We start from the raw sequence: 23,118 nt of genomic DNA on the forward strand, positions 1-23,118 counted from the left end.
AGTAGATGTCCGAATATTCTTTTAAACCCGAGATTCTCATCATAGATGATGATACAGAAATCTGTGAAACCTTAGAACTCATTATCAATGGATTGGGATATTTTGTTCGGTATTTTACAAACCCTCTCCAAGGTCTGGAATACTTTGAAGGGGAAAGAAACCCAATTGTTTTTTTGGACGTCAATATGCCTCAAACTACGGGTTTAGATCTTTTGCCAAAGATCAAAGCTCACGATTCCAAAACCCAAGTCCTTATGATGACAGGGGAACATGACATTCAAACTGTAGTTTCTTCTTTATACCACCGCGCTTCTGATTTTATTTTAAAACCATTCCATACAAAATCTATCGAAGCTGCAATTTCGAGAGCTTTCGAATATTATAATTTTTTAAAAGATAAAGAATCGATGGATGAATCCATCAAACGTGATCTCAGGCTTGCTGCAAAAATTCAAACAAGAACTATGAATTTACCACAAAGTCTAAATCATAAAATCTTTGCTGAGATCAGACCAGTCAGTTTTGTTTCCGGTGATTTTTTTCAAGTTTTGCCTTTAGATGAAGACAGAACTTTGATTTTGATGGGTGATATTGAAGGTCACGGTGTTACCTCTGGTCTCATTGCTATTCTTATGACAGCTATCCATAAAGAACTGGCGCGAACAACAACTGTTGCACCGTCAGAGTTACTTTCTCGTTTGAATCGAGAACTTTGTAATGAAATTGGTACTCATAGTATGACAGCCATTAGTATCATTGTGGATCATGTTAAGAAAAAAATCACTTATGCAAGGGGAGGTCATCCTTTTCCACTTGTTTTCCAAAAGGGAAATCATTCCCCTTTGATTTTACAAGACCAGTCTGGACAAATTTTAGGGATTCTTAAAGAGATGGAATTTGCCGAAAATGAAGTTTCTGTGGAGCCAGGAGACATTCTCTTTTTGTATTCGGATGGGTTACTTGCTTCTAGTACCCATCCATTAGTGCAAACTTTAATCCAACTTCCTAGTGGGGAAAAGCAGATAGAGAACATGAAAACAGAGATTACAAACTACATCCAGTATTTAGAAACTTCTTCTAAGGCATCGGATGACATATCTTATTTACTTCTAGAGATTTAATATATTCTATATTTGTTTCTGTTGCTTCTTTTAAAAATAAACCAAGGGAATCTTTGGATTTGAAACTTCCATCTTCGAATCCTTTTTTCCAATCTTTTCGGTGTAGTTTCATTTTTCGAATGATTTCTTGTTTCTTTGGGAAATCACAAAGTTGGTTTGTGACGACTTCTCCTTTATAAAACAAAAAATCACCTTTTGCAAAAAACTTTTTATCTTCTTTGGAAAGGGTGTCTATATACTGTTTGTTTTCTGCCACATAACTGTGAATTGTCTGTTTTGTGGTTTCCCAAAGTTGTTCTCTGTTTTGGTTGGATTGGTTTAAGGTGAAACCAGAAAAAATCACAATGGTAGTTCCGAATAAAAAAACGGGAATCCATTCTATAAAAATATCTTTTGATTGGATATAAAACTGATGAGCGAGAAATGTAATGGGTAACCAATAAAATCCCATCAGATCCCAGTCAGCAGGAAAACCTAATTGTGGATTGTGAAAGATTCCGTGAAGAAAAAATGCGAAAATGGAAACTAGGATTACCTTTGTTTCCGGTCTCTTTATAAATTCCTTCCATGCATTTTTGAAAAAGAAAAACTGATATAACAAAAAGAATGTGGCAATGGAAGCATTCCAATACAAAACAGACAAAATTTCTTTTAGATGATTGAATGATAACAATCTGCTTTTGGGATAAAAAGGTGGATGGATTAAGTGAGTGCTATTTTTATCAATGGCTGGGTCATGAAAAAATAGAAAGTAAAGAAACCATGGAAGGAGAATACTCATTCCGATCAGCCCACAAAAGATTAGATGTTTGAGTTTCTTTTCTTTTGGCGAATGGACGAGCCATAAATAAAAAAGCAAAACAACCAAATAACCCGATACCAAATGGAATAACATCGAGATGGCAACAATTGCCGTTGTTCCATATAACAAAAGATTGTTGTCTTCTGGATTTTTTACATATTGGGTAACAAAAAGGAAAAGTGCCAAATGAGCCGCGGTTACCAATGTGTAGTTTTCGGCGTATCCAAAGGTGAGTAGAATTCCACCAGACGATAGTAATATGAGGATAGAGAAAGAATTTGATTTAAAATTTTCTTTTGCCTTCCATAAAAAACCGAATATGATTCCAATCCCCGCCAGTTGTGACAAAAATGTATAAGAGACTCTTGGATCATCTGAAAAACCAAAATAAAATAATAGATTTGAAAATTCACTATGGAGAACTGTTTCAAAAATTTCATCCAATGTGAACTGAAATCCAAAGAGTTTGGTTTCTAAAAGATTTGTTTCGAGTAGTAGGAGCCCATCTCCCCAATCCATATTCCGAAGGGGAAACAAAACTAAAAAAATAAAAAATATAAATCCCAAAATCCAATTTTGTGGAATGTAAGTTTTTAGTTTATCCTTTAGATAATCATCCTTTGTGTTAAGAAAAAGAACCACCGATTGTAAGATGATAAAAAAGATGGAGATTGATATATAGATAAACTTCTCTCCAGGGACAAACCACTGTTTTGTGGGAAGGAATTGGAGTCCTAAAAGGAAAAGATAAGGAGTGAAGAGAATGGTTTGTTTCATGGGGATTCTTTTTCGTAGTATTCTTCGGGGATATCTTCTGCTGCTATAAAAGGGAAATGTCCTTTTCGGATATTAAAAAAGACAAGTTCTGGAAGGCTATAAAATACAGACTCGGTTCCTTTGGAAAAATTTTGCCCTTTGTCTATGGGAGCTGTCAAAATTCCCATCCCAGTATATCCCACTCCATAGATGGTATTGGCCAAACCAAAAATAGGACGATTCCAAATTGATTCTTCAGTAAAAAACAAAAATGGATGATCGATTGGATTGGGTTTGTAAATTTTCGAAGTAGGAACAAATCGTTCTTTAAAATGTTTTTCTGTAAAACTTGTTAATTTGTTCCGTTTTAAGTTTCGATAGGATAAAAAAACTTTTGTTTGTTTGGTGCCGGAATTGGATTCCAACTTCTTTGCAGCCACTGCAGGAACAAAATTAAAACTCACGGTTTTACTGGAAAGCGGATTCCAAATGGTTTCATTCCCTACTTTTCCATCGGGAAACATTTCATTCATATATCTAAAAAGTTCTGAAGTACAGTTTTGAAACGTTAGGTGGTAGGAATAGAGGTTTTGAATACCTTCTGTATAGGATTCATAATTTTTTTGTTTTTCTGTATTTTCTTTTAGGTCAGGAACTTCCCCAACTCTAGGTTCATCAAGGTATGGATTCTGTCCTACCCAATTGAATTCAATTCCCTCTGATGTTATCCCTGATTCCAAAAAACCTTGGTAACGAACAAGGAAGGATTCCCAGTTAAAAAATTGTATAGAGTCGAAACCGGTTGCAAAGATTTGTTTTTTTAAAATAAATAATTTGGCGTATTCTTCTTGTTTGGTGGTTTTTACTGACTCAGGTAAATCAACGAAAGGAAGGTATTGGAATCCCTCTAAGTTTTTTTTAGGAAATACAATTGTTTTTGTTTCTATGGACTTTTGAATGTAAAGAATTCTAATGAGTAAAATCATCTCTTCCCAATCATTACAATCTCCGTCTAACACACAGGACCGTAAGTTTTTTACTAAGTGACCCTGGTATCCTTTCCAAATTTCAATCTCAGCTTCGTTTAATTGGAATTCAGCTTCGTTTAATTGTAAAAAAGCTGGTTCATACGTAAGGACTGGATTTAAGAGAAACATCCGAACAAAGTTTTTTTTCTCTGCACTTGTGAATGAATCTGTTTTGGTTTGGATAGTATGGATCAATCGATAAGGAGAATCTGTTTTTGGTAAGGACAAGGAATTTGTCCTGAACTGTTCCGTTTTTTTGATTTTCTCATTTTCGGTAACGAATCTTTCTAAAATTTCTTTTTCATCCTTAGTGAAGGAAAATAAGTTAGGAATGGGAGAACTTGGATCGAATATTTTTGTAAAATAACCAAACCCGGAAATTGGTAAGGAAACTTCTTTTCCTTCCGATTGTGCTTTTGAAATCTCCCATTCTTTTTCTAACTTTTTTTGGTTTTGGAGATGGGTTTCCTGAATTAAGTAAAGTTCATTCCACTTTTGTCTTAACGATCGTTTTGCGGAATCGGATAGGTTCCATTCGTAAAGTTCGATATTGCGGTTTTGGACAACACCGTATTGGAATCTAAATTCGTCCCAAGGTTCTCGTACAATGTGAAAGATTTTGTCTTCAAATGAATATTGGAGATGATACACTCGGTCTCCAAATCGGAGTGCAGAATGTCCTCCGCTGGATTGGCCTGAGTTCGAATCGATATATAAAAAACCGTAGGGATTTTGGTTGGGTGAAGAATGTAATGGAAAAAAATTAAAAAAAGATAAGATGAAAAAAAATAGGAGAAGGGCGGTGTTTCTCCGCCCCCAATCGAACTGAATTATAGTTTGTACCCGTCTAGGATTAGTTTTGCGACAACTGGATTTTGTTTTGCAACATCTTCAGCTACGATCTTCATTTCAGAAGGTGCTAAGTTTGCTTGTTTTAGGCCTTGCCCAATGGCAATGTAAGTGGCACTGTTTGATCTCCAAGCTACAACACCATGAGATTTTGCGATTGCGGAAAGTTGGTTTTCTAATTCTTGTTTTTGGTTTTCGTAACGAATCTGTAAGGCTACACTTGCAATGATATCCTCTTTGTACTCGTTCATTGCTTTTTCTTTTCCACTGTCGGAAATAGAAGAAATACTGTTAGAAACTGATTTTACAAGGGCAGATGCCGAGTCGGATACAGAAACTCCCAATCTACTGATACTAGTAGATGCAGAATCTAAGAAAGAACAATTGTTAAATGAAAGTAGTACCGCAATTACGGAAACTATACTCAAATGTTTGATCATACGCATAAAAAACCTCTTACGACGAATTGCAAAAATTTTAAGTCCAATTCAAAAGTAGTCAATGAATTTTCTCACTCAAACGGCGACAACAACGGAGCCAAAAGCTGGTAGTGTGACCTCAAAATGACCACCAATGATCCGAAGGTTTACCATCGTACCTGTCCAGAAATCCAAAAAAGGTTCTTTGGTTTTTAGTCCTTGGGGAACGGCGACTCGAATGATTTTTTCTTCTTCGGTTGGATTCCAAATTCCAAGGTAACCCGCTGGATTGTACATCGCATTGGGAAACTCTTCCTCAAAAATTCCAATAGGAATCGGGGTGTAAGCTTGGCATTCCCGATTCAACTGAAAGGCTTTCTTTAAAAGATCCAAACGATCCATTTCTAATTTAGTAAGATCATCAGATACTAGTAACATCCCACCTGACACTGCCATGACGGATGCCATCAGTTTGGTTTGTGCTTCGTTCATTTTGTTTCTTTTTTTACGAACAAGCAAACAATCGGGATCATTCAGCCAAAGATGTCTATGCATCGAAGAACGAGTGATGTCATTGATCAGAGCCGTTCTTGTACAAAGGGCATTTCTATCTTTTAAGAAAACACGAAGTTTTTCTGGATACCAAAAAGGTGCGACGTCACAAGAAATTCGCATTCCATCAAAAATTCCCACCGATGGCAACATGGGTGCCCCACATCCAAGTAAAAATGTGTTTTTACCGACCGTTTTACGAATCAGTTCTAATGCATTTCTGTATCTTGCTTGTGGCGATAAACTCTTGTTATATACATCGCCAGGAAGGAGACCCGCATATAAAAAATCCAATTTTAAGTAAGGGTATCCCCATTCTTTCACAATGGTTGAAAAAACTTTTTCTAAATAAGCAAGGGCAGTGGGATGAGTGATATCGAGCGCGTAGGTATAACCTTTTCCCCAAAGAGGTTGGTAGATGGCAGGAACTGGTTTTCCGTTTTGGTCTTTGAGAATGGCTTCTGGGTATTTACGAAAGAATTCTGATTTTTTTCGCACAAGAAAGGGTGCAAGCCAGATCCCAGGTTTTAGCCCTACACGTTTGATTTCATCAGCAAGAATTCTCATTCCACCTGGAAATTTTTCGTTGGGAACAAGCCAATCTCCAATTTCTTTTTGGTATCCATCATCAATCTGAAAAAATTCAAAAGGAAGATTTAATTCTCTAACTTTTGTTAGATTATCTAAAATGGTTTTTTGATCTATTTTTGTGTAATAATAATACCAAGAACACCAACCTGTTGGAACTTTTTTTGGTAAATTGCCAGGGCCTTCTTTTTTGCCCAGTTCTTCAAAGTATTTGGCCAGTTTGATTTCTGGATTTCCTTTGAAAGGAAGGACTTTGATTTTTGCGATGCTGAGTTTTGCATTAGGGCGGAGGTCAGGCAAACAATGTATATCATAAATGACTTTAACAAATGTTACAACTCCATTCTCTCCCAATACCACTTCGAATTTGGTTCCGAATTCTCCTTGTTCGATCGGAGCATACAGAATTCCATTTCCAGATTCTTTATTAAAAACTAGAGTGAGATATTCTGAGATAAACTTTCCCACTTTCGATTCATGTTTAGAATAAATATTCTCTTGAGAGTATTGTAAAAAAGATAAAAACGGAGGTTTGTCAACGGAGGTACTTTCTACCTTTCTCGAAATGGACCAAGACTGGTATCCATGTTGGAAGAGGTTATAACCGCCACCTTCTGGAAGGATGGATAATTCCAACTCCAAATGGTCTACAGAAAATCCCACTTCTGGCCGCGTGGATTCCCGCCAAATGAGTTTGGGACTAAGGATTGTTCCTGTTTTGGTATCAGTTGCTTGTGGAAGTAAAAGTTCGAATTTTTTACATTCGGATTGGTAAACACCTGCCTTTACAGGAAGGAAGTTAGAAATAGTGACGGAATTATGAACTCTGTATTGAATTTTCATCTTGGAAAAATCTATTTGATGATTTTGTTAGGGTAGTTTCCATAGTAAGCCATTATGACCCAAAAACGTTCAACTATAAAACCAGTCGTCTTACAAGGAGATCTGAACGAAGAATTTTTTGAAGCCTTTAAGAAGGATGACCGGTTGTCTGTGGATTGTGAAATGATGGGACTCAATCCCAGAAGGGACAGACTCTGCGTTGTACAAATTTCCGATTCTAAAAATAAAGTCGCTCTTGTGCAAATTCTACCAGGACAAACCGAAGCCCCGAATATCCAAAAATTATTTGAATCCAAAGATATCACAAAGATTTTCCATTTTGCAAGGATGGACATGACCTTCCTTCGCGCAAGGCTCGGGATCAAAGTAAAAAATGTGTTTTGTACAAAAATTGGAAGCAAACTTGCTCGAACTTACACCGATAAACACGGGTTAAAGGAACTCATCCGCGAATTTTTTGAAGAAAACATCGATAAAAAAAATCAAAGTTCGGATTGGGGGAAAAAGATCCTCACGAAAGACCAAGTGGATTATGCATCGACAGATGTTCGGTTTTTAATTGCTCTTGAGTCCATCCTCACAGAGATGATGATTCGCGAAAATCGGTTTGCTTTGGCGGAACGTTGTTTTGCCTTTTTAGAAACCCAAGTCGAACTGGATCTTTTGGAAGTACCAAATCTTTTCGAACACTGATGGCAAAAAAGCAACTCCCCCAATACCAATGTAAGTCCTGCGGGGATAGTTTCAGTCGTTGGGCTGGAAAATGTCCGTCTTGTGGGGAATGGAACCAAATCGAAGAAGTGGCAAACACTTCTGCTGGCAGGTTTGATTCTCCCGTCTTACAAAAACCAAAAGACAGAAAATACACAGATCCTAAATCTATAGGTTCTGTGGTGAGCGATGCTCACTTTCGCACTTCAACAGGATTTAGCGAATTGGATCTGGTTCTTGGTGGTGGGATTGTTCCAGGCAGTTTGGTGTTAGTTGGTGGAGAGCCAGGGGTTGGAAAGTCCACTCTTGTTTTAGAAATTGCGAAAAACATCGCAAACGAAGGTTCTGTTTTGTACATTTCAGGGGAAGAGTCTGCTTCCCAAATTGGACTTCGGGCCAAACGGATGGGTGTCACTTCCGAAAACATTTTGTTATCTTCCGAAGTGTATGCGGAAAATATTTCGCAAATGATTTCCGACTTAAAACCAAAAGTGGTTTTTATCGATTCCATCCAAACCATTTTAAAAGAAAGTTTAGTCAATCAAGCGGGAACCATCACACAATTACGTGAGTCCTCTCAAATCTTTTTGGAAACCGCCAAACGTACGTCAGTTCCTATTTTTCTCATTGGACATATCACTAAAGAAGGCCAAATTGCTGGCCCAAAAGTTTTGGAACATTTGGTTGATACAGTTTTGTATTTTGAAGGAGATCGGTTTAACTATTACCGTATCCTTCGCGCCGTCAAAAACAGATTTGGTGCCGTAGGTGACACTGCCATTTTTGAAATGGTATCGGGCGGACTCAAACAAGTCCTCGACCGCCATCGTTTGTTTATTTCTCCCGAGTCAGAAGAAAGATCTGGTAGTGTTTTGTCTTCCGTGATGGAAGGCTCTCGTGCGATCAGTGTAGAAGTGCAAGCCCTTGTCACAAAAACATCTTATGGACAAGCGCGTCGTATGGCAGAAGGGTTAGACAACCGCCGTGTGATTTTACTCTCTGCGGTTCTTGAAAAGTATTTAGGATTCCCTTTATCAGAATCGGATATCTTCAGCAATCTTGCTGGCGGACTTAGCATCGACGAACCAAGTCTCGACTTGGCCATTGCTGCATCCATAGCCTCTTCGTTTAAAGACAAACCAGTTTCGAGAGAAATTGGATTTCTGGGAGAGGTGGGACTTTCGGGAGAAGTGAGAAGTGTGGGGCAAATCAGCCTCCGACTCAAAGAACTGGCAGGCATTGGAATTTCGAAGGTATACATTCCACAAGGGAACTTCAAAGAAGTGGAAGGCATTTTTCCTTCTTTGGAACTTGTTCCAGTCAAACACTTACAAGAGTTAGGTTTTTGATTCTTACACGAATCGGCCTTCTTAAAGACAATCAACCACTCTTTCGATTCGCAAGTCCTTGTTGGAATCGATTCCCGAACTCGGCACATGGGAAGAACCCTCGTCCAAAATCGTAAATGGACGAACCAAGTTCCCGAATCGTTTTGAACTAATTGCCATTTTACTAGAGGTTCTACTAAAGAAAACGAGTGGAAGAGGTGATTTTCTGGAATCTACGCTATTGAACTTACGGCGTTAGTTATGAACATCGTTTCGAAACATTTGACCTAAAGTTGCCATAAGTTATTGACTGGTGTCACTAATATGAACTTATATTGTAAAAAAACATAGAAAGTTCAGGTGAAATATGAAAAAGAAATTCTTGATCGGGTTTTTAGCGACCCTTCTCTCCGTTCCCACCTCCGGTCTGTTTGCCGGTCCTCTTGATGGTCAGTGCATCGCGCTGGTTCATGGAATCCTTGGTTTTGATGATACCCAAGGTCTCGCTGGTGGACTTGTAAAGTATTGGGGAGGCCTTGACGGTTATCTTCGTAGCCAAGGTGCAAAAGTCACCACTCCTGGAAGTTCGGCTACAAATTCCATTCCTACTCGCGCAAGCCAAATTCAATCTTCTGTAACAACTTGGATGACAGCAAACGGTTGTTCTAAGGTTCATTTGATGGGCCATAGCCAAGGTGGACTTGTCATTCGTTATATGGTATCCAATCTTGGATTTAACGGAAAAACACAAACGGTTACTACCATCAACTCTCTTCACCAAGGAGCACCGATGGCTGATATCGTTCTTGGAGTGATTCCTGGTTGGTTACAACCATTCGCAAATTCCGCACTTAGTTTACTTGCAAAATTAGTTTACCGTGACGGTCGTCCACAAGACGTAATCGCTATGGGAAAATCACTTACTGTAAGTTATGTGAAAACTTTCAACACAAACTCACCTAACAAATCAGGAATCAAATACTACTCTTACGGAAGTGAAATGGCTTGGGCAGATCTTATCCAACACCCAATCATGGCACTCACTCACCCAATCACTTGGGCAGGTGGATTGTTTTATGGTTTAGGTGGTGGTAACGATGGTGTGGTTCCATTGAACTCTCAAAAATGGGGAACTTGGAAAGGAACACCTTCTTCTTATTGGTTTGCAACAGGAATTGACCACTTACAAGCTACAAACTTGGCTTGGAGCGGACAAAACTTTTTTGATGTGCAAGGTCATTACTTAAACATCGCTAAAAACGCAAAAGCTGGTTTATAAGAACTCGCTTACAAAAGCCGGATACTCATCCGGCTTTTTTTTATTCCTAAACAATTTCAAATCTTGATTCCACATTAGGTTTTTATACATTCAGAATGGATTTTAAAAAAATTATTATCATCATAGTTATCGTTTTTATTTTTCTCTTGGGTATTCTTTACTTCTTAAAACAAGATTCTTCCTCACAATCAAAACAATCATTGAGTCCAGAAGAACAAATGGCAATGGAGAGAATCTCTCCTCTCGGAACCGGCGAAGGTTTTTGGGACGAAGCCATTTCTCCTTTTCGTGAAGATCGGACAAAACCTTATTTAGAATTGTTAGATGAATTAAAATCAGGAAAAATCAATTTTGTTTGGGAAGTTTGGGCACTCCGTCGTAAATGCAAAGCCGAATATACACCAGACCAATGTAATGCAACCATCATTGCTTATATTGAAGCCGAATATGAATCACCAGACAAAGAAAAAGTGAAAGATTTGTTTTTATCGTATTTTCGTTATGAAGAAGAATATAGAAAATGGGAACAACCAACAGACTTATCCTTCGTGGAACTATATGAAAAAATCAAAGCCAAACGTAGAGATGTTTTAAATGATAAAGCAGATTTGATTTTTGGAATGGAAGAATCGCAAGTTTCCTTTTTAGAAGGCAGTCAAAACTTTATCAAACAATCGGCAAACTTACCCGCAGAACAAAGAGTGAAACAGTTTGAAGATCTGAAGAAAAAAACTTATGGAACGTATTACGATGCTCTCGTTTCCAGAGAAGATAAATTTGATCATTATCAAGTGGAAATGAGTCTTCGTGATAAAGAGTATAACGCGATTTCTGATCCAAAAGAAAAGGAAAAATACCTAAATCGTATCGAAACCAAATACTTTGGAAAAGAACGTGCTGCCAATTTGGCTGAGGAAAGAGCAAAAGAATCTAAATTCCAAGAGTCAATTTCTAAGTACGAATCGAAAGAAAAGGAATTTTTAAGAGAGAATGCAAGTCTTTCGGCTTCCGAAAAGGAAAAGAGACTCAAAGAAATTAGAATTCAATTCCTTGGTTCTGAAGAAGAAGCAGATGCTTATATTCGAAGAAAGAATATAGAAGAGGCGGGAAAATAAATTCCCGCTTTTTTAACTAACTACCAAGTTTGTTTTAGTTAATCGTTTTTACTTACCTTTTGGCGTTCGGCTGTGGGTTCGGATTTGTATTTTTCATACGCAGTCATTGTGTCGATGTATTCATTTCCAGCATTCCAAACAATAAATCCATGGCCTAAGGAATCTTTTGCTCCTTGCATTTGTACTTTGATATAGTCGGTATAAGTTAGTTTACTTGGGCCAACCATCATGTTGAATCCTTGTACCCAAGCGATGGCTTTGGTTCCTTGTTTGGCACGTTTGACAGTTAGATCAAGTCCATCTTTGATGGTTCCATACGGATCGGCCACACGTTTGGTTAGTCCATAAAAATGTGATGGATACAACATAGGATAAAGTCCATTCAGTTCTTCACTAAAAGGTTCCACTTTTTGTCCAATCACGTCGTTTTCGATGAAGGGAACTCTTCCAAATACATCGGCAGTCCAACGAGTGTCTTTGGAACAACTGTCTTTGGTTTTTTCTTTATGGTCTTTGATGATTCCGAGAATGGACTCGTAACGTTTTTCATAACTCATACTGAAATTCGTTCCGCCATCAGCATATCGGATATAATCCAATTGAATTTCGGGGAATCCTAATTCACAAGCCTTACGAATGGACTTCTGAATGGTAATCATCAAATTAGCATTAGGTGTTTTTTCTGTCAGTCCACCTTCAAAGTTCACAACTCTTGCCACCAGATAAAAACCAAGTGCTTTGGCTTCTGCCACTTGTTCTGGAGTGGGTGGGTGCGGTTGGATATCGACTACTGCCGTATTCATTCCTGCATCCTTCATGACTTGAAAAAGTAAACTCCAACGTTTTTTATCACGTATGGTTTTGGTATTGATATAAAGTCCTTCGATAAAATCGGGTGTGATTCCGGAAGAATCTGCATTTTGCCTTTTTTCGGCTTTTGATGTCGATTGGCAGGCGAAGAAGAATAGAAGTAGGATGGAGGCAGTGAGTTGTTTCATGGTAGTAATGACAAGATTTTGACTGTGTTCGGAAAATTCAAATCGAATCGATTGACGAAAATGACAGGTCATAAGAAAATTTGGGCATGTTAGAAATTTCCAATGACTTCAATTTAAAATCTTACGGTCGATTTCCAGAGGAACTATCAGATCCAAAAAGTTTTAAAGACCGAATGGTGGAAGTTTCCCGTCTCTTCCAGACTATGGGTGAATCGTATTTAGAACATTTGGGAGATGATTCTAAAATTAGTGGATCTGAGAAAAAGAATCTCATAGAACACTTGGAAAACATTTTACTGGTTCTTGTGATGCTTAGAAAAATCGATTTTTCCCCTCTCGATGAAGAAACATACATTCGAAAGGATAGGGGTTTATTCGAACTACGATTGCGGTTTACGGATGGATCGGTTTGGGAACTCACAGGTGCCATTCGACCGGAATACAAAATGAAACAAAGATTATTCAAAGAGTGGTTTAATACTTCTTTTTCAAACGATATCAAAACATTTTATGCAATTTATGGAAATGCAGGAATGGACAAGGTAATCACTCCAGAAGAAAAAAACCAAATCACAAAACAAATCGATCGTATCATTGCAGAAATTGTGGAGATGATTGTTTACATTGAAAGGTTTATGTTGTTTCAATAAATCAATAAAACGAAACAAAATCTTTTTACAAAACGATATCTCATAATTCACAGCCAGCGGAGGGCAAGTGGGATCATTAAAAACAGGGATTACCTTTCATGAAGAATTTCTAAAACACAATACAGGTGCGGGCCATCCGGAAAATCATGGAAGATTAGAGTCAATACTGGATCATTTGTCTGATTTACCTTCCAAAAACTTTCTTTGGAAAAAAGATTTTAAGGAAGCCCCTCTTTCAGTGATTTCCTCTATTCATGATCCGAATTACGTTCGTTCGGTGGGAATAACTTGTGAGGAAAAAGGAAATGGATATTTGGATGGAGACACGGTTTTTTCTCCCCGTTCCTTTTATGCAGCGAGTCTTGCCGTTGGTGCTGGGTTATACCTTGCCGATGAAGTTCTTTCTGGTAATTTGGCAAATGGAATGGCGCTCGTTCGACCTCCAGGTCATCACGCCGAGTCGGATCGCGCGATGGGATTTTGTATTTTTAATAACATTGCCATCACTGCAAAATACCTTCAGTCCAAAGGAATCAAACGGATTTTGATTCTAGATTGGGACGTACACCATGGGAATGGCACGCAACACCAGTTTTACGATGATGATTCTGTTTATTTTGTATCACTCCACCAGTATCCTTTTTATCCAGGAACAGGGGCTTTGTCGGAACGGGGAAGAGGGAAAGGACTTGGATCCACTCTTAATATTCCATTGGCCAGAGGTGCAGATGAGCCGGAATATTTGTCTCATTTTTCTTCTATCCATCGAGAAATGGAAAAGTTTCAACCTGAGTTTGTTTTGATTTCTGCTGGTTTCGATGCCCACAAGAAAGATCCGTTAGGTGGTATGAATTTATCCACTTCCTCTTATGAAATTTTTACAAAGGAAGTGAAACAAATCGCTGATACATACGCTGGCGGTAAAATTGTTTCCTTTTTGGAAGGTGGATATGATTTTCAAGCTCTAGCAGAATCAGTCAAAGTACATTTGGAAACCTTGACGACTTAGTCTCCTGGTGTGAGTCCCAATACAACTTTCACCCAATGCATTAGTGGTCTGGCACTAATGATGGAAAAATGATTTTGTTTGTTTAGTTCCAGTGTTCGTAAAGCCGGATTTGTTTTTTGATTAAAAACCTTATCCGTTAAGTAGGTAAGACTTTTTTTCTCTACAATCCCATCCCCAAGAAAGTTTTGTAAGGGATTCTCTGCTCCTTCCATAAGTGCGTAAGCTTGGTAAACATCCATATCATCTAATTCGTTAAAGTAGGTTTCTCCGAAGTATCCAGAAATAGTTTCCATCCAACCTTTTTCTTCTTTTCGGATGAGTCCAAAAGATAAGTCTTTGATGGCGTCGCTACGCAGGTTCCCAATCATTCCAATAATTTTAAGAGCTACATTGGGACTTTTTTCAAATAAGAATCCCAACCAAAATCCAATTTTTTCTAAATATGAACCTTTGTTTGGCGCCGCAATGAGTATGATTTTTCCAAACTTATGGAGCCATTCTTTGTTTTCAAGTTTTGCATGGTAAAGACAAGAACGAAAGATAAGGCAGCCCAAACTATAACAAATGATATCTGGTTTGTTGTTTGGATCTTCATTAAAAAATACATCCAAAAGATGCATTAATTTTTTCCCATTTTCATGGATGGGGAGTCCGTGATTGTATCTCAAATAAAATGGATAGTATCCTTGTTCTTGTAATTCTGTGGCAAGCCCAGGAGAGGTAATCTTTCTTTCCTTATATTCTACAGTTTGTTCCTGCCAAACGGTCTCATCTGTAAATAATCCAGGAAGGAAAAGAACTGATTTTGTTTTTTTTGATTCTTTAAATTCTGCAATGGTTTCTTTTGCTGTAATATCTTTTCCAATCGTTCTAAAACTCATATCAATCTTTGTGAGTTTGAATTTTTGATTGTGAGAACTTCCCAGGATACTTGATACCATACGATTATCAAATACCATATCATCACTTTGTTTGGCGGTGAGTTCAACTTTGAAGATAGCTTTTTCAAAAGCCTGGTTCGTTTGTTCTATCGTCTTTTGTAAGTTTTCATTTGATTTGTGACCAGTTTCTTTGACTTGGACGCCGGCTTTCTGTAAGGCCTCTCTCCATTCTGGTTTGTAAAAAAATGCATTGGAGAGTAAATCCAATCCTCCGCCTGCACTCGTTAGGCTTCCTTTTACTAGGAATTGTACACCTTTCAGCAGGGAATCGGTTGTTTTTTGGGTAAGCGAAACTGTTTTTCCAGCCAGGGAGTTGATGAGGATTTGGATCACGGAGAAAGATTGTAACTCAGTTTCTTTGGAAAGCGAGTGAAAAAAGTAAGTGAGTTACCTTTTCCAGTCGATTTCGAAGTCGCCCGCCTGTCAAAGGCACTCACTTTCGATTGACAGTGAGTGCAATTGGAAAGCCAGTCACTTTGGATAGCGAGTGAGAAAAGACAATTGTTGTGAAAGGGAAGTCAATTGAATTGGAAAGCGATTGGATCTAATATACGAGTGGCATTGTCATATAAATAGATCAGGCATGACCCATGACCGCGAAAAGAGTAAGTCACTCGATTTAGAAAGTTGCTAGAATTGGTATGCCAGTTGGTTTCGAAATCGACCATAAAAAGGAAACCACTGTATCAATCTATTCTAGGAAGAAGGTGATTCGCTGTGTAAGGAAACAGGTGAAATTTAGAAATTGGCTTTATTCTTTTTTACCGAAGGAACGATGGTGCCTTCAGCGTAACAATGACTGAAAGTAAAGGCTATTAATATCGAATTAGAATTTTTATTGTTCTACACAAACTAGGTAGTTGAGACTAGAGCAAGATACACCACTCGCTCCATTTCGGAATGCGGTGTAATCATTAGAATTGGAGTTTCCCACTCTGCCACCTTCCGATGTGGGAGAGGTGGCAGATCCACTAGTCCAATTCGAACAAGTATTTGTAACTTGTGCAGATGCGACTTGCCAATAAAAATTAGGGGTGGCAAGGCCTGTCCAATAGGTTTTGAGTAATCCAGAATCGAAAGACTCGCTCATTGTGTAAGGTGCTGTTGAAAAAATACTCGATGATGCCGGTAGGATTCCTGCCGCGTTAGGAGTAAATAAAAATGCGGAGTCACTGGCACGAACGTAATATTTACCAAACTGAAAGACCCAATCGGTATTCTCTCCAGAATTTGTGCAATTTCCCGTACTGTCGCAAGCTCGTCTTGCTCCAGCATTGGTCGTTAACATTGCTTTGTAAGTTCCTGTTGTTGGTTTATTAGCATCTGCATTGCATTTTAAGTCGGCACCAGCAGGTCCATTGGCTGCAGCACCTTGTAAATTTCCATTGAAAGTTGCGGCTGTAACAAAGACTTTATATACCGTTGGTTCGACTTGTATTGTTAGGTTTTGATTAGCAGATTCGGTTCCATTGGTCACGGTAACAGTATAAGTCGATCCTGCCTGTGCAGTTGTTGGAGTTCCTGAAATTACGCAAGTGCTGGTATTCAGACTTAGGCCAGTAGGAAGAGTCGGTGCCACCGAACAAGAAGTAAACGAAAATTGAATGGTAGGAGTGAGCGTTGGGGCTACTACATTTTCTTTGAAAATAAACGAACTACCAGTATAAGCAATATTGACGTTCCTATGGTTGATAGGAATGGAACCGCTTGTTCCATTATAATAAGTGTCGGTGCTACTTGCTGTGACACTGAGAGAAGAAGTATCTAAAATTTGTGTAGCTGAAGATAAACTAACTGTTTGGACAGTATTAAAGTTTGCAGGTGTAAAAGTGAGAACGTTTGTTAGCGGAGAGTTGGATGCATTTACTTGTAATTTAGAAGAAGTGAATGTGAGAGTAATCGTAACATTGGCCGTTGGTAATTTCACAAGCGAAATCCCAAAATTTTGGGGTGTTCCGTAGGTGAGAGTCACACTCGCACTTGAGACACTAATCTTTGCAGTGGTAGGAACAGAAACCGCAGTGGATGTGGTGACTGGATTCAAACCACTCACGAGAGTAAAAAGAAGTTCGTCGCGAGGGTTGACCTGGTTACAAGAAAACACCCAACCTAAGAAAAGGAAGGAAACGAATAAATTCCAACGCATGTTTCCAACCCCCCGCAATATTAAAAACAAGTAAGTCACTTACCTTTTTCAATTATCGGAGAAGGAAAGCGAGTTACAAGTGAAATTCTTGGCTTAAGTAATTGGATGTACGCTCTTTCAGTACATCTCCTAGAAGATTACGTCCCATCTCATTGTCTTTGAAACTCACAACAGTGCGAATGGAAAATACACGCAGAGCATCAGAAACGGAGAGCGTTCCGTCAGCAGAATCTTTACGCCCAGAAAATGGAAAGGAATCCGGCCCTCGTTGGCACTGTGCGTTCCAATTGACTCGGGCCACCTGGTTTACCAATACATCGATCAGTTTGCCGATAGTTTTTGGATCCTTTCCAAAGATACTTGCTTGTTGGCCCATGTTGGATTCAAAGATATAATTTAACGGTTCTTCTACAGAAGAAAAAGGAACAATCGGAACGAGTGGCCCAAATTGTTCTTCATGATACAAACGTGCGTTTGGTGAAACGGGAGAAAGAATTGCTGGATACATAAACGATTCATTGATCTCGCCGCCACCAGGATTTAGAATTTTTGCACCATGAGCGACTGCATCGTCCAAAAGTTCCTTTAACCATTTGGTTTTCCCTTCTTCAGGGAGTGGGGTGAAATTGACTCCAACATCCCAAGGCATCCCTGCTTTCCATTTGGAAAATTCTTCTAAGTAAAGTTTCGTAAATTCATCCAAAATATCTTTGTGAACAAATAGTATTTTGAGTGCTGTACATCTTTGCCCATTATAGGAAAGTGACCCGGAGAGAATTTCAGGAACCATTGTTTTTAAATCTGTATCAGGTAAAACTATCGCCGGGTTTTTGGCGTTTAATCCTAAAACAGATCTTAGGCGGTTGAGTTTGGGATGTTTTTTTGTGATGAGATTTGCAGTTGAGCTAGACCCAATGAATGCAAAAACATCAATTTTGCCAGACTCCATGATGGGAGAAATCACTTTGGCTCCATCACCATACACTGTGTTGATCACACCTGGAGGAAACGCTTCCTTAAAACATTCGAGAAGAGGTTGTAGTAACAACACGCCATACTTTGCCGGTTTGAAAACAACGGTATTTCCCATAAGGATGGCTGGAATGAGAGTGCAGAAAGTTTCATTCAACGGATAATTAAATGGACCCATACAAAGTACAACGCCATAAGGAGAACGTTTGATTTGTGCAATGAGTCCACCTTCTTTGATATAGTTTGCTGAACTTGTTTCGAGTTCTTGTAATGATTCAATTGTATCTTCTAAATATTCGATGGTTCTATCAAATTCTTTTATGGCATCTTTTTCTGTTTTGCCAATCTCCCACATCAGAAGTAAAACAATTCGGTCTCTTTTTCCTTTCATCAGAGTGATGAACTTTCGAACCGCTTCGATTCGTTCTTTGGGAGTGGCGATGGGCCAAACGCCTGTTCCGTGATTATAGGCTTTTACGGCAGCATCAAGTGCGAGTAAACTTTGTTTTTCGTCAAAACTAGGATAGGATCCTAAAACTACTTGTTCCAATTTGCCATTTTTGTTCAGAAAGATGGGAGATTGTACGATTTGGGATCCACCTTCCCAGATCCGAATTTCTCCACCGAGTAGGTATTCTTTTTGGTGGATGGGTGTAATGCGGTACTTTTCTGGAATGGAATCTTCTGACGGAAAAACAAAGCTCATGATCCATGAATCGAATGGTGACCCGACTAAAAAAGCAACATTTTACGGAAAAGATCAGCCGATATAAAAAATATGGAACCATGGATGGACCAGAACAAAGAAGAGTGGGAGACTTTGACCTTACGACTTTTCCGTCGTGTGGAAGAATTGGAATCACTCATGTCGGAAGTGCAAAGTGACCTAGTTCGGTACCGAGCGATTCGCGAAGAATGGTATCATTGGCATAGCGCTTGGAAGGAGGAATACGCCAAACGAGCCGTCGGCTGACTTGGAAAAATCGTTTTCCGTTGGACCTCTCTTGGAAAATTAGTCCTATCCCATTCGAAAAAGGAATTCCCATGGCCGAAAAACCTATGTCCCCCTTTGGTGAGTTAGCTCCCAGCACACCTGCCTCTCTCTCTGATGTCAAAAAGAACATTTATGGACGATACCTCGAAGAATTCAATGTAGGTGATATCTATGTTCACCCTCGTCAATTCACAGTGGACAGAAGTTTTGCCCAAGAATTTGCCACTGTGTTTATGGATGCAAATCCACTTTATCTTTCTGCAGAGTATGCAAAAGCTCACGGATTTGCTGACTTACTCGTTCATCCACTGATGGTGTTCAACTTAGCACTTTCCATTGGTGTTCAGAATAACAGTGAGAAGGCGCTTGCAAACCTCGGATATTACAACGCACAATTTTTATTACCTGTTTATCCAGGAGACACTCTTTCTTCCCGAACTAAAATTCTCGCAGTGGATGACAAAGGTCCTGAGAAACCAGGAATCGTCCATGTAAGAACACTTTGTCTCAACCAAAAGAATGAAGTGGTTTTGCAATACGAACGTAAAATCATGATCTACCAATCCAATGGAAAGCCAAAAGGCAATCCAAAACCAGGCGATTCTTCCGCATTCTTTCCTGAGTCAAAAACTCCCGCCCTCAAACTTCCAACTCTCAAATTCCCAACAGAGATGAAAGATGTAACTTGGGGACATACTTACTTTGAAAACTTCAAACCAGGTCAAATCTATGTTCATCAAAATGGAAGAACCATAACTGACGAACATGTCCAATGGACATTCCGCGTAGGAAATACTCACCCACTTCATTATGATAAATTGTATTCCGCAGGAATCTCTGGCCCTATGGGTGGAGAACCAGTGGTTTATGGTGGGCTCGTATTTGGTTGGTTAGCTGGTATGGCATCACGTGATATTTCTGAAAACGCAATTTGGGAACTTGGATTCACTGAAGGATACCATACACAACCAGCATTTTCTGGTGACACTGTGACTTGTATTTCCCGAATTTTGACCACTGAAGACAAAGGAACGGAATACGGAATCCCTGCAGGCGAAGTTCAAATCCAATTCATTGGACTCAAAAACATCAAAGCAAATGATGCATTGGATAAATTCGGTGCTGATCTTTTCCTGAAAGAAAATGATAAAAAGAAATTAGGAAAAGAAAAAATCCCAGAGAAAATCTTCGAAATCGAAAGAAGATTGATCATCAAAAAACAACCATAAGGTGAACCTATGAAAGTTACCATCCCCAAAAGAATTCCGGACATGGAAGACATCGGGGATGGTGTCTTTAAAATTGTTCTACCGCAACCATTTTATGCACCTAACAATATCTATTTGTACCAAGGTGATGATGGTTTAACTTTAATTGATTCGGGTTATATTGAATCCGTTCCCATGTTACAGGCTTCTTTAAAAACTAGAGGATTTTCTTTTAAAGATATTCGCCACATCATTTACACTCACAATCATTTAGATCATATCTCTTCTTCTTTGGTACTGAAGTCCTATGCAAAGAACGTAACCTATTACGGTTATCGTGCCATGGCCGATGGAGTTGGGAATTATTTAGAGTCGATGGTGCTTTTTGAAGAGGCGACAGAAGATCTATTTCATAAAGCATTTGGCGATAAGGAAGAACTCGATCGGATTTTGGAAGAATCACGCCAAGGTTGGCGACAGTTTTACAGTAAATTTAGCGAAACAAAAAAGGGTGATCCCGTTTTAAAAATTGATGTCGCCATCGACCATAACGACAGTTTGGAGTTAGGTGGAAGGTTGTTCCGTTTTTTACACACACCAGGTCATAACTTGTATCATATTACTCCTGTGGAACCGTCGACGGGAATTTATTTTTCTGGAGATTTGATCATTGCCAATCTAACCGCCATTTATTCCGAAATGGACGGAAATTTAGGTGATTATTACTTTACTCTCTCCAAACTTTTAGAAGAGCCCATCAAACGAATGTTACCTGCTCATGGTAGCGAAATTGAAGATCCGAGAAAAACCATCACTCTTGTGAAAAAAACGCTGAGTATTCTCGAGAAGGGTGTGCTTCGAAGGCTTAGAGAAGGGGAATCGGATCTAAAGGTGCTTATGGAAGCGGCCATTGGAAAAAAAGTTCATAACGGGGGCCATTTACCAACGGCATTGGGACTTGTGTACAGCATCATTCAGAAATTAGTTTTAGAGGGACAAATTCGTATCGAAAAAAGAGAAAATGGATACGAGATCTTTCATATCGTAGGTTAGGTATACCGAACTTTATCCTATAAGTTTTTCTGATTTAAATGGAAATAAAGTAAATGATCGCTAAAAAAATACTCTTTTTATTATGTTTTTATTGGGTGTTCAACTTTTGTATACCGTCGCCTGGACACTGTAGAAGATATGCAGAAAGTTGCGAAAATAATAAGCCTAAAGAAGTTTCAATAATAACCGCTAACCAAGATTTATCCATTGACGATAAAATTTTAGCTCTAGCATTAGTTTTAAGCAATTCATGCAGTTGTAAATAAAACAAAAACTAACGGATCGAATCCATATCAGTAAAAATCATAAATCAGGGATCAATCTGCGTTTCTAATTTAGTACCAAGTATATATTAATACTATAAATTAACTTAAATCCTATGGAAAAATGCCAAAAATGTAATGTAGAGCTAAACCCCATAAAAACAAATTATGGGAAATTGATAATCTGCAGTAATTGTTTTGGACATTACTATTCTGAAAATACATTGGAACTGCTATTTAACGGTTCTACTTGGCAGAGTGAAAAAGATGCTTCGAAAGTTTCAAAATCAAAACTAGAGTGTCCTAAATGTAAAGATAAAATGCGATTACACAGGTTTTCTAAAAATTACAATTCTGTCGAAATTGACATTTGTTCTAATTGCAAGATCCTTTGGCTTGATTACAATGAAATTGAAGATTTAAAACTTAACTCAATAGAAGCCCGAAATTTGATAACCAATAGCAAAAATAGAATTTCTAAGTCTGAAATAAACTATATCTTAAACATAACTAAGTTGGATGCAAAATTAAAAGAAGCTAAAACTATAAATAAAATTAACGAAGAGGCTATTAAATTTTCAAAAATCCATCACTACGATAGCGTGATGCATGCAAGTGTGTTTAAAGCTTTTGACATAGTAACCTTTTTTAAAACAATTTTCAAAAAAGAGTAATCACCTTAAAGAAGATGAAAAAGAGAGTAAATGACTTGAACACTAATTATTTAAAAATAACCCCCTTATCCCTTATCGGACATTAGAAAATCTTCTATTTTGATAGGTCTACATACTTATTAACAAAACTGTCTATAAAAGAACCAAAATCTTTCTCTACGGAAGTTAGCTTTTCTATAAACTCATTTGGTAGTTTTTCTTTTAGCTTAGAATCCCAATCCAGTGAAGGGAGAAACTCTTTTCTTTCATTTAGTAATTTGTCTTTAAATTGTTTTGGAAATTCATGAAAATCTTGATTCTTTCTTTCTGGGAAAATTACGGGAATTAAGAAAAGACAAGTCACATCAAATTTAGATTCTGAAATATTAGCATTACAAAAGAGACAGTAATGATCCATATTTTCATCTTCAAAACGACTTCCACAAAAGAAACATTTTGAAAGTAAAGGGTATCTATGTTTTCCGCAAAAGCGAGGGTTGTTCTTATCAGAAGATTCGTAACCGTGATCGCAGTCAGGATGAGAGCATATTGCAAAATATCTTTCTTTGAAGGCTTTCATAAATTCTTTAAAAGCTAACGAAAGTTTATTCCGAAAACAAGATAATTTATTTTTCCACTTTTTCATTCCTTATTAGTCCGAGATTTCAATTTCTCCTAGAATTGCTGGGAAAAATGGGGAATTTAGAATTTTAACTAATAGGGCATGGGTATTGTAAAATATCTCTAAATAGGATGATATAGCAGGAAAAATGCTATTTAGGGCATTTTACGAGCGATTTGTTGCGTTTTTGGGTTATTTGGAAGAGGGTTTTAAAGTTT

The 23,118-nt window shown here is 38.2% G+C and carries 20 protein-coding genes; 11 read left to right on the top strand and 9 right to left on the bottom strand.

Going from position 1 to position 23,118, the window contains the following annotated elements:
- The first annotated feature begins 5 nt into the window (after positions 1-5).
- The gene (locus tag EHQ70_RS11920; RefSeq protein WP_135586677.1) at positions 6-1,121 is read left to right on the top strand and encodes a SpoIIE family protein phosphatase; all 1,116 of its coding nucleotides are present in this window, start codon (positions 6-8) and stop codon (positions 1,119-1,121) included.
- Here the strand turns inward: EHQ70_RS11920 and EHQ70_RS11925 are convergent.
- The 4 genes from EHQ70_RS11925 to EHQ70_RS11940 form a co-directional block, all read right to left on the bottom strand.
- On the bottom strand, positions 1,078-2,700 hold the full coding sequence (locus EHQ70_RS11925; RefSeq protein ID WP_135586679.1) for a dolichyl-phosphate-mannose--protein mannosyltransferase: 1,623 nt from the start codon (positions 2,698-2,700) through the stop codon (positions 1,078-1,080). The genes EHQ70_RS11920 and EHQ70_RS11925 overlap by 44 nt on opposite strands.
- A complete protein-coding gene (locus tag EHQ70_RS11930) occupies positions 2,697-4,358 on the bottom strand; it encodes a hypothetical protein (RefSeq protein WP_244288322.1) in 1,662 nt (553 codons plus the stop codon). The genes EHQ70_RS11925 and EHQ70_RS11930 overlap by 4 nt, the downstream gene beginning before the upstream one ends.
- 179 nt (positions 4,359-4,537) lie before the next feature.
- On the bottom strand, positions 4,538-4,996 hold the full coding sequence (locus EHQ70_RS11935; RefSeq protein WP_135587205.1) for a putative lipoprotein: 459 nt from the start codon (positions 4,994-4,996) through the stop codon (positions 4,538-4,540).
- A 75-nt stretch (positions 4,997-5,071) separates the two neighbouring features.
- Positions 5,072-6,958, bottom strand: coding sequence for a glycoside hydrolase family 36 protein (locus tag EHQ70_RS11940; protein WP_135586683.1), 1,887 nt, complete (start codon positions 6,956-6,958; stop codon positions 5,072-5,074).
- A 54-nt stretch (positions 6,959-7,012) separates the two neighbouring features.
- On the opposite strand from EHQ70_RS11940, the gene EHQ70_RS11945 reads away from it, so the two are divergent.
- From EHQ70_RS11945 to EHQ70_RS11960, 4 genes are all read left to right on the top strand, one after another.
- On the top strand, positions 7,013-7,651 hold the full coding sequence (locus tag EHQ70_RS11945; protein WP_135586685.1) for a ribonuclease D: 639 nt from the start codon (positions 7,013-7,015) through the stop codon (positions 7,649-7,651).
- Positions 7,651-9,018 carry a DNA repair protein RadA gene (gene radA, locus EHQ70_RS11950; protein ID WP_135586687.1) on the top strand — a complete coding sequence of 456 codons (1,368 nt, stop codon included), beginning with the start codon at positions 7,651-7,653 and terminating at the stop codon, positions 9,016-9,018. The genes EHQ70_RS11945 and radA overlap by 1 nt, the downstream gene beginning before the upstream one ends.
- Before the next feature lie 346 nt (positions 9,019-9,364).
- Positions 9,365-10,276: an esterase/lipase family protein gene (locus EHQ70_RS11955; protein WP_135586689.1), complete on the top strand. Its 912-nt coding sequence runs from the start codon at positions 9,365-9,367 to the stop codon at positions 10,274-10,276.
- 95 nt (positions 10,277-10,371) lie between these two features.
- Positions 10,372-11,391 carry a lipase secretion chaperone gene (locus EHQ70_RS11960; protein ID WP_135586691.1) on the top strand — a complete coding sequence of 340 codons (1,020 nt, stop codon included), beginning with the start codon at positions 10,372-10,374 and terminating at the stop codon, positions 11,389-11,391.
- Positions 11,392-11,429: 38 nt separating this feature from the next.
- Here EHQ70_RS11960 and EHQ70_RS11965 read toward each other — a convergent pair whose 3' ends face one another.
- Positions 11,430-12,389, bottom strand: coding sequence for a putative glycoside hydrolase (locus tag EHQ70_RS11965; RefSeq protein ID WP_135586693.1), 960 nt, complete (start codon positions 12,387-12,389; stop codon positions 11,430-11,432).
- An 86-nt stretch (positions 12,390-12,475) separates the two neighbouring features.
- Between EHQ70_RS11965 and EHQ70_RS11970 the strand changes: the two genes are divergently transcribed.
- Together EHQ70_RS11970 and EHQ70_RS11975 are read left to right on the top strand one after the other, a co-directional pair.
- Positions 12,476-13,039, top strand: coding sequence for a hypothetical protein (locus EHQ70_RS11970; protein ID WP_135586695.1), 564 nt, complete (start codon positions 12,476-12,478; stop codon positions 13,037-13,039).
- Positions 13,040-13,106: 67 nt separating this feature from the next.
- Complete coding sequence (locus EHQ70_RS11975) at positions 13,107-14,048, top strand: histone deacetylase family protein (protein WP_135586697.1); 942 nt, start codon at positions 13,107-13,109, stop codon at positions 14,046-14,048.
- On the opposite strand, the gene EHQ70_RS11980 is transcribed toward EHQ70_RS11975, so the two are convergent.
- From EHQ70_RS11980 to EHQ70_RS11990, 3 genes are all read right to left on the bottom strand, one after another.
- Positions 14,045-15,322, bottom strand: coding sequence for an esterase/lipase family protein (locus EHQ70_RS11980; RefSeq protein ID WP_135586699.1), 1,278 nt, complete (start codon positions 15,320-15,322; stop codon positions 14,045-14,047). The genes EHQ70_RS11975 and EHQ70_RS11980 overlap by 4 nt on opposite strands.
- 502 nt (positions 15,323-15,824) lie before the next feature.
- Complete coding sequence (locus EHQ70_RS11985) at positions 15,825-17,135, bottom strand: DUF1554 domain-containing protein (RefSeq protein WP_135586701.1); 1,311 nt, start codon at positions 17,133-17,135, stop codon at positions 15,825-15,827.
- Between the two features lie 73 nt (positions 17,136-17,208).
- Positions 17,209-18,813: an NADP-dependent glyceraldehyde-3-phosphate dehydrogenase gene (locus EHQ70_RS11990; protein WP_135586703.1), complete on the bottom strand. Its 1,605-nt coding sequence runs from the start codon at positions 18,811-18,813 to the stop codon at positions 17,209-17,211.
- An 84-nt stretch (positions 18,814-18,897) separates the two neighbouring features.
- Between EHQ70_RS11990 and EHQ70_RS11995 the strand changes: the two genes are divergently transcribed.
- From EHQ70_RS11995 to EHQ70_RS12010, 4 genes are all read left to right on the top strand, one after another.
- Positions 18,898-19,080, top strand: a complete 183-nt coding sequence (locus tag EHQ70_RS11995; RefSeq protein WP_135587207.1) for a hypothetical protein — start codon at positions 18,898-18,900, stop codon at positions 19,078-19,080.
- A gap of 71 nt (positions 19,081-19,151) precedes the next feature.
- On the top strand, positions 19,152-20,330 hold the full coding sequence (locus EHQ70_RS12000; protein WP_135577155.1) for a MaoC family dehydratase: 1,179 nt from the start codon (positions 19,152-19,154) through the stop codon (positions 20,328-20,330).
- Between the two features lie 9 nt (positions 20,331-20,339).
- Entirely contained in the window at positions 20,340-21,362 is a 1,023-nt protein-coding gene (locus tag EHQ70_RS12005; protein WP_135586705.1) for an MBL fold metallo-hydrolase, read from the top strand.
- A gap of 487 nt (positions 21,363-21,849) precedes the next feature.
- On the top strand, positions 21,850-22,299 hold the full coding sequence (locus EHQ70_RS12010; protein ID WP_167481711.1) for a TFIIB-type zinc ribbon-containing protein: 450 nt from the start codon (positions 21,850-21,852) through the stop codon (positions 22,297-22,299).
- Positions 22,300-22,393: 94 nt separating this feature from the next.
- Here the strand turns inward: EHQ70_RS12010 and EHQ70_RS12015 are convergent, their stop codons facing one another.
- On the bottom strand, positions 22,394-22,924 hold the full coding sequence (locus EHQ70_RS12015; RefSeq protein WP_135586709.1) for a hypothetical protein: 531 nt from the start codon (positions 22,922-22,924) through the stop codon (positions 22,394-22,396).
- Positions 22,925-23,118: the final 194 nt, after the last annotated feature.

Source organism: Leptospira congkakensis, assembly GCF_004770265.1.
Classification (GTDB): Bacteria; Spirochaetota; Leptospiria; order Leptospirales; family Leptospiraceae; genus Leptospira_A; species Leptospira_A congkakensis.

Excerpts from the sequence above, each read along its gene's own strand:
- EHQ70_RS11920 (WP_135586677.1), top strand. The coding sequence starts at position 6 with ATGTCCGAATATTCTTTTAAACCCGAGATTCTCATCATAGATGATGAT.
- EHQ70_RS11925 (WP_135586679.1), bottom strand. The coding sequence starts at position 2,700 with ATGAAACAAACCATTCTCTTCACTCCTTATCTTTTCCTTTTAGGACTC.
- EHQ70_RS11935 (WP_135587205.1), bottom strand. The coding sequence starts at position 4,996 with ATGATCAAACATTTGAGTATAGTTTCCGTAATTGCGGTACTACTTTCA.
- EHQ70_RS11940 (WP_135586683.1), bottom strand. The coding sequence starts at position 6,958 with ATGAAAATTCAATACAGAGTTCATAATTCCGTCACTATTTCTAACTTC.
- EHQ70_RS11945 (WP_135586685.1), top strand. The coding sequence starts at position 7,013 with ATGACCCAAAAACGTTCAACTATAAAACCAGTCGTCTTACAAGGAGAT.
- radA (WP_135586687.1), top strand. The coding sequence starts at position 7,651 with ATGGCAAAAAAGCAACTCCCCCAATACCAATGTAAGTCCTGCGGGGAT.
- EHQ70_RS11955 (WP_135586689.1), top strand. The coding sequence starts at position 9,365 with ATGAAAAAGAAATTCTTGATCGGGTTTTTAGCGACCCTTCTCTCCGTT.
- EHQ70_RS11960 (WP_135586691.1), top strand. The coding sequence starts at position 10,372 with ATGGATTTTAAAAAAATTATTATCATCATAGTTATCGTTTTTATTTTT.
- EHQ70_RS11965 (WP_135586693.1), bottom strand. The coding sequence starts at position 12,389 with ATGAAACAACTCACTGCCTCCATCCTACTTCTATTCTTCTTCGCCTGC.
- EHQ70_RS11970 (WP_135586695.1), top strand. The coding sequence starts at position 12,476 with ATGTTAGAAATTTCCAATGACTTCAATTTAAAATCTTACGGTCGATTT.
- EHQ70_RS11985 (WP_135586701.1), bottom strand. The coding sequence starts at position 17,135 with ATGCGTTGGAATTTATTCGTTTCCTTCCTTTTCTTAGGTTGGGTGTTT.
- EHQ70_RS11990 (WP_135586703.1), bottom strand. The coding sequence starts at position 18,813 with ATGAGCTTTGTTTTTCCGTCAGAAGATTCCATTCCAGAAAAGTACCGC.
- EHQ70_RS11995 (WP_135587207.1), top strand. The coding sequence starts at position 18,898 with ATGGACCAGAACAAAGAAGAGTGGGAGACTTTGACCTTACGACTTTTC.
- EHQ70_RS12000 (WP_135577155.1), top strand. The coding sequence starts at position 19,152 with ATGGCCGAAAAACCTATGTCCCCCTTTGGTGAGTTAGCTCCCAGCACA.
- EHQ70_RS12005 (WP_135586705.1), top strand. The coding sequence starts at position 20,340 with ATGAAAGTTACCATCCCCAAAAGAATTCCGGACATGGAAGACATCGGG.
- EHQ70_RS12015 (WP_135586709.1), bottom strand. The coding sequence starts at position 22,924 with ATGAAAAAGTGGAAAAATAAATTATCTTGTTTTCGGAATAAACTTTCG.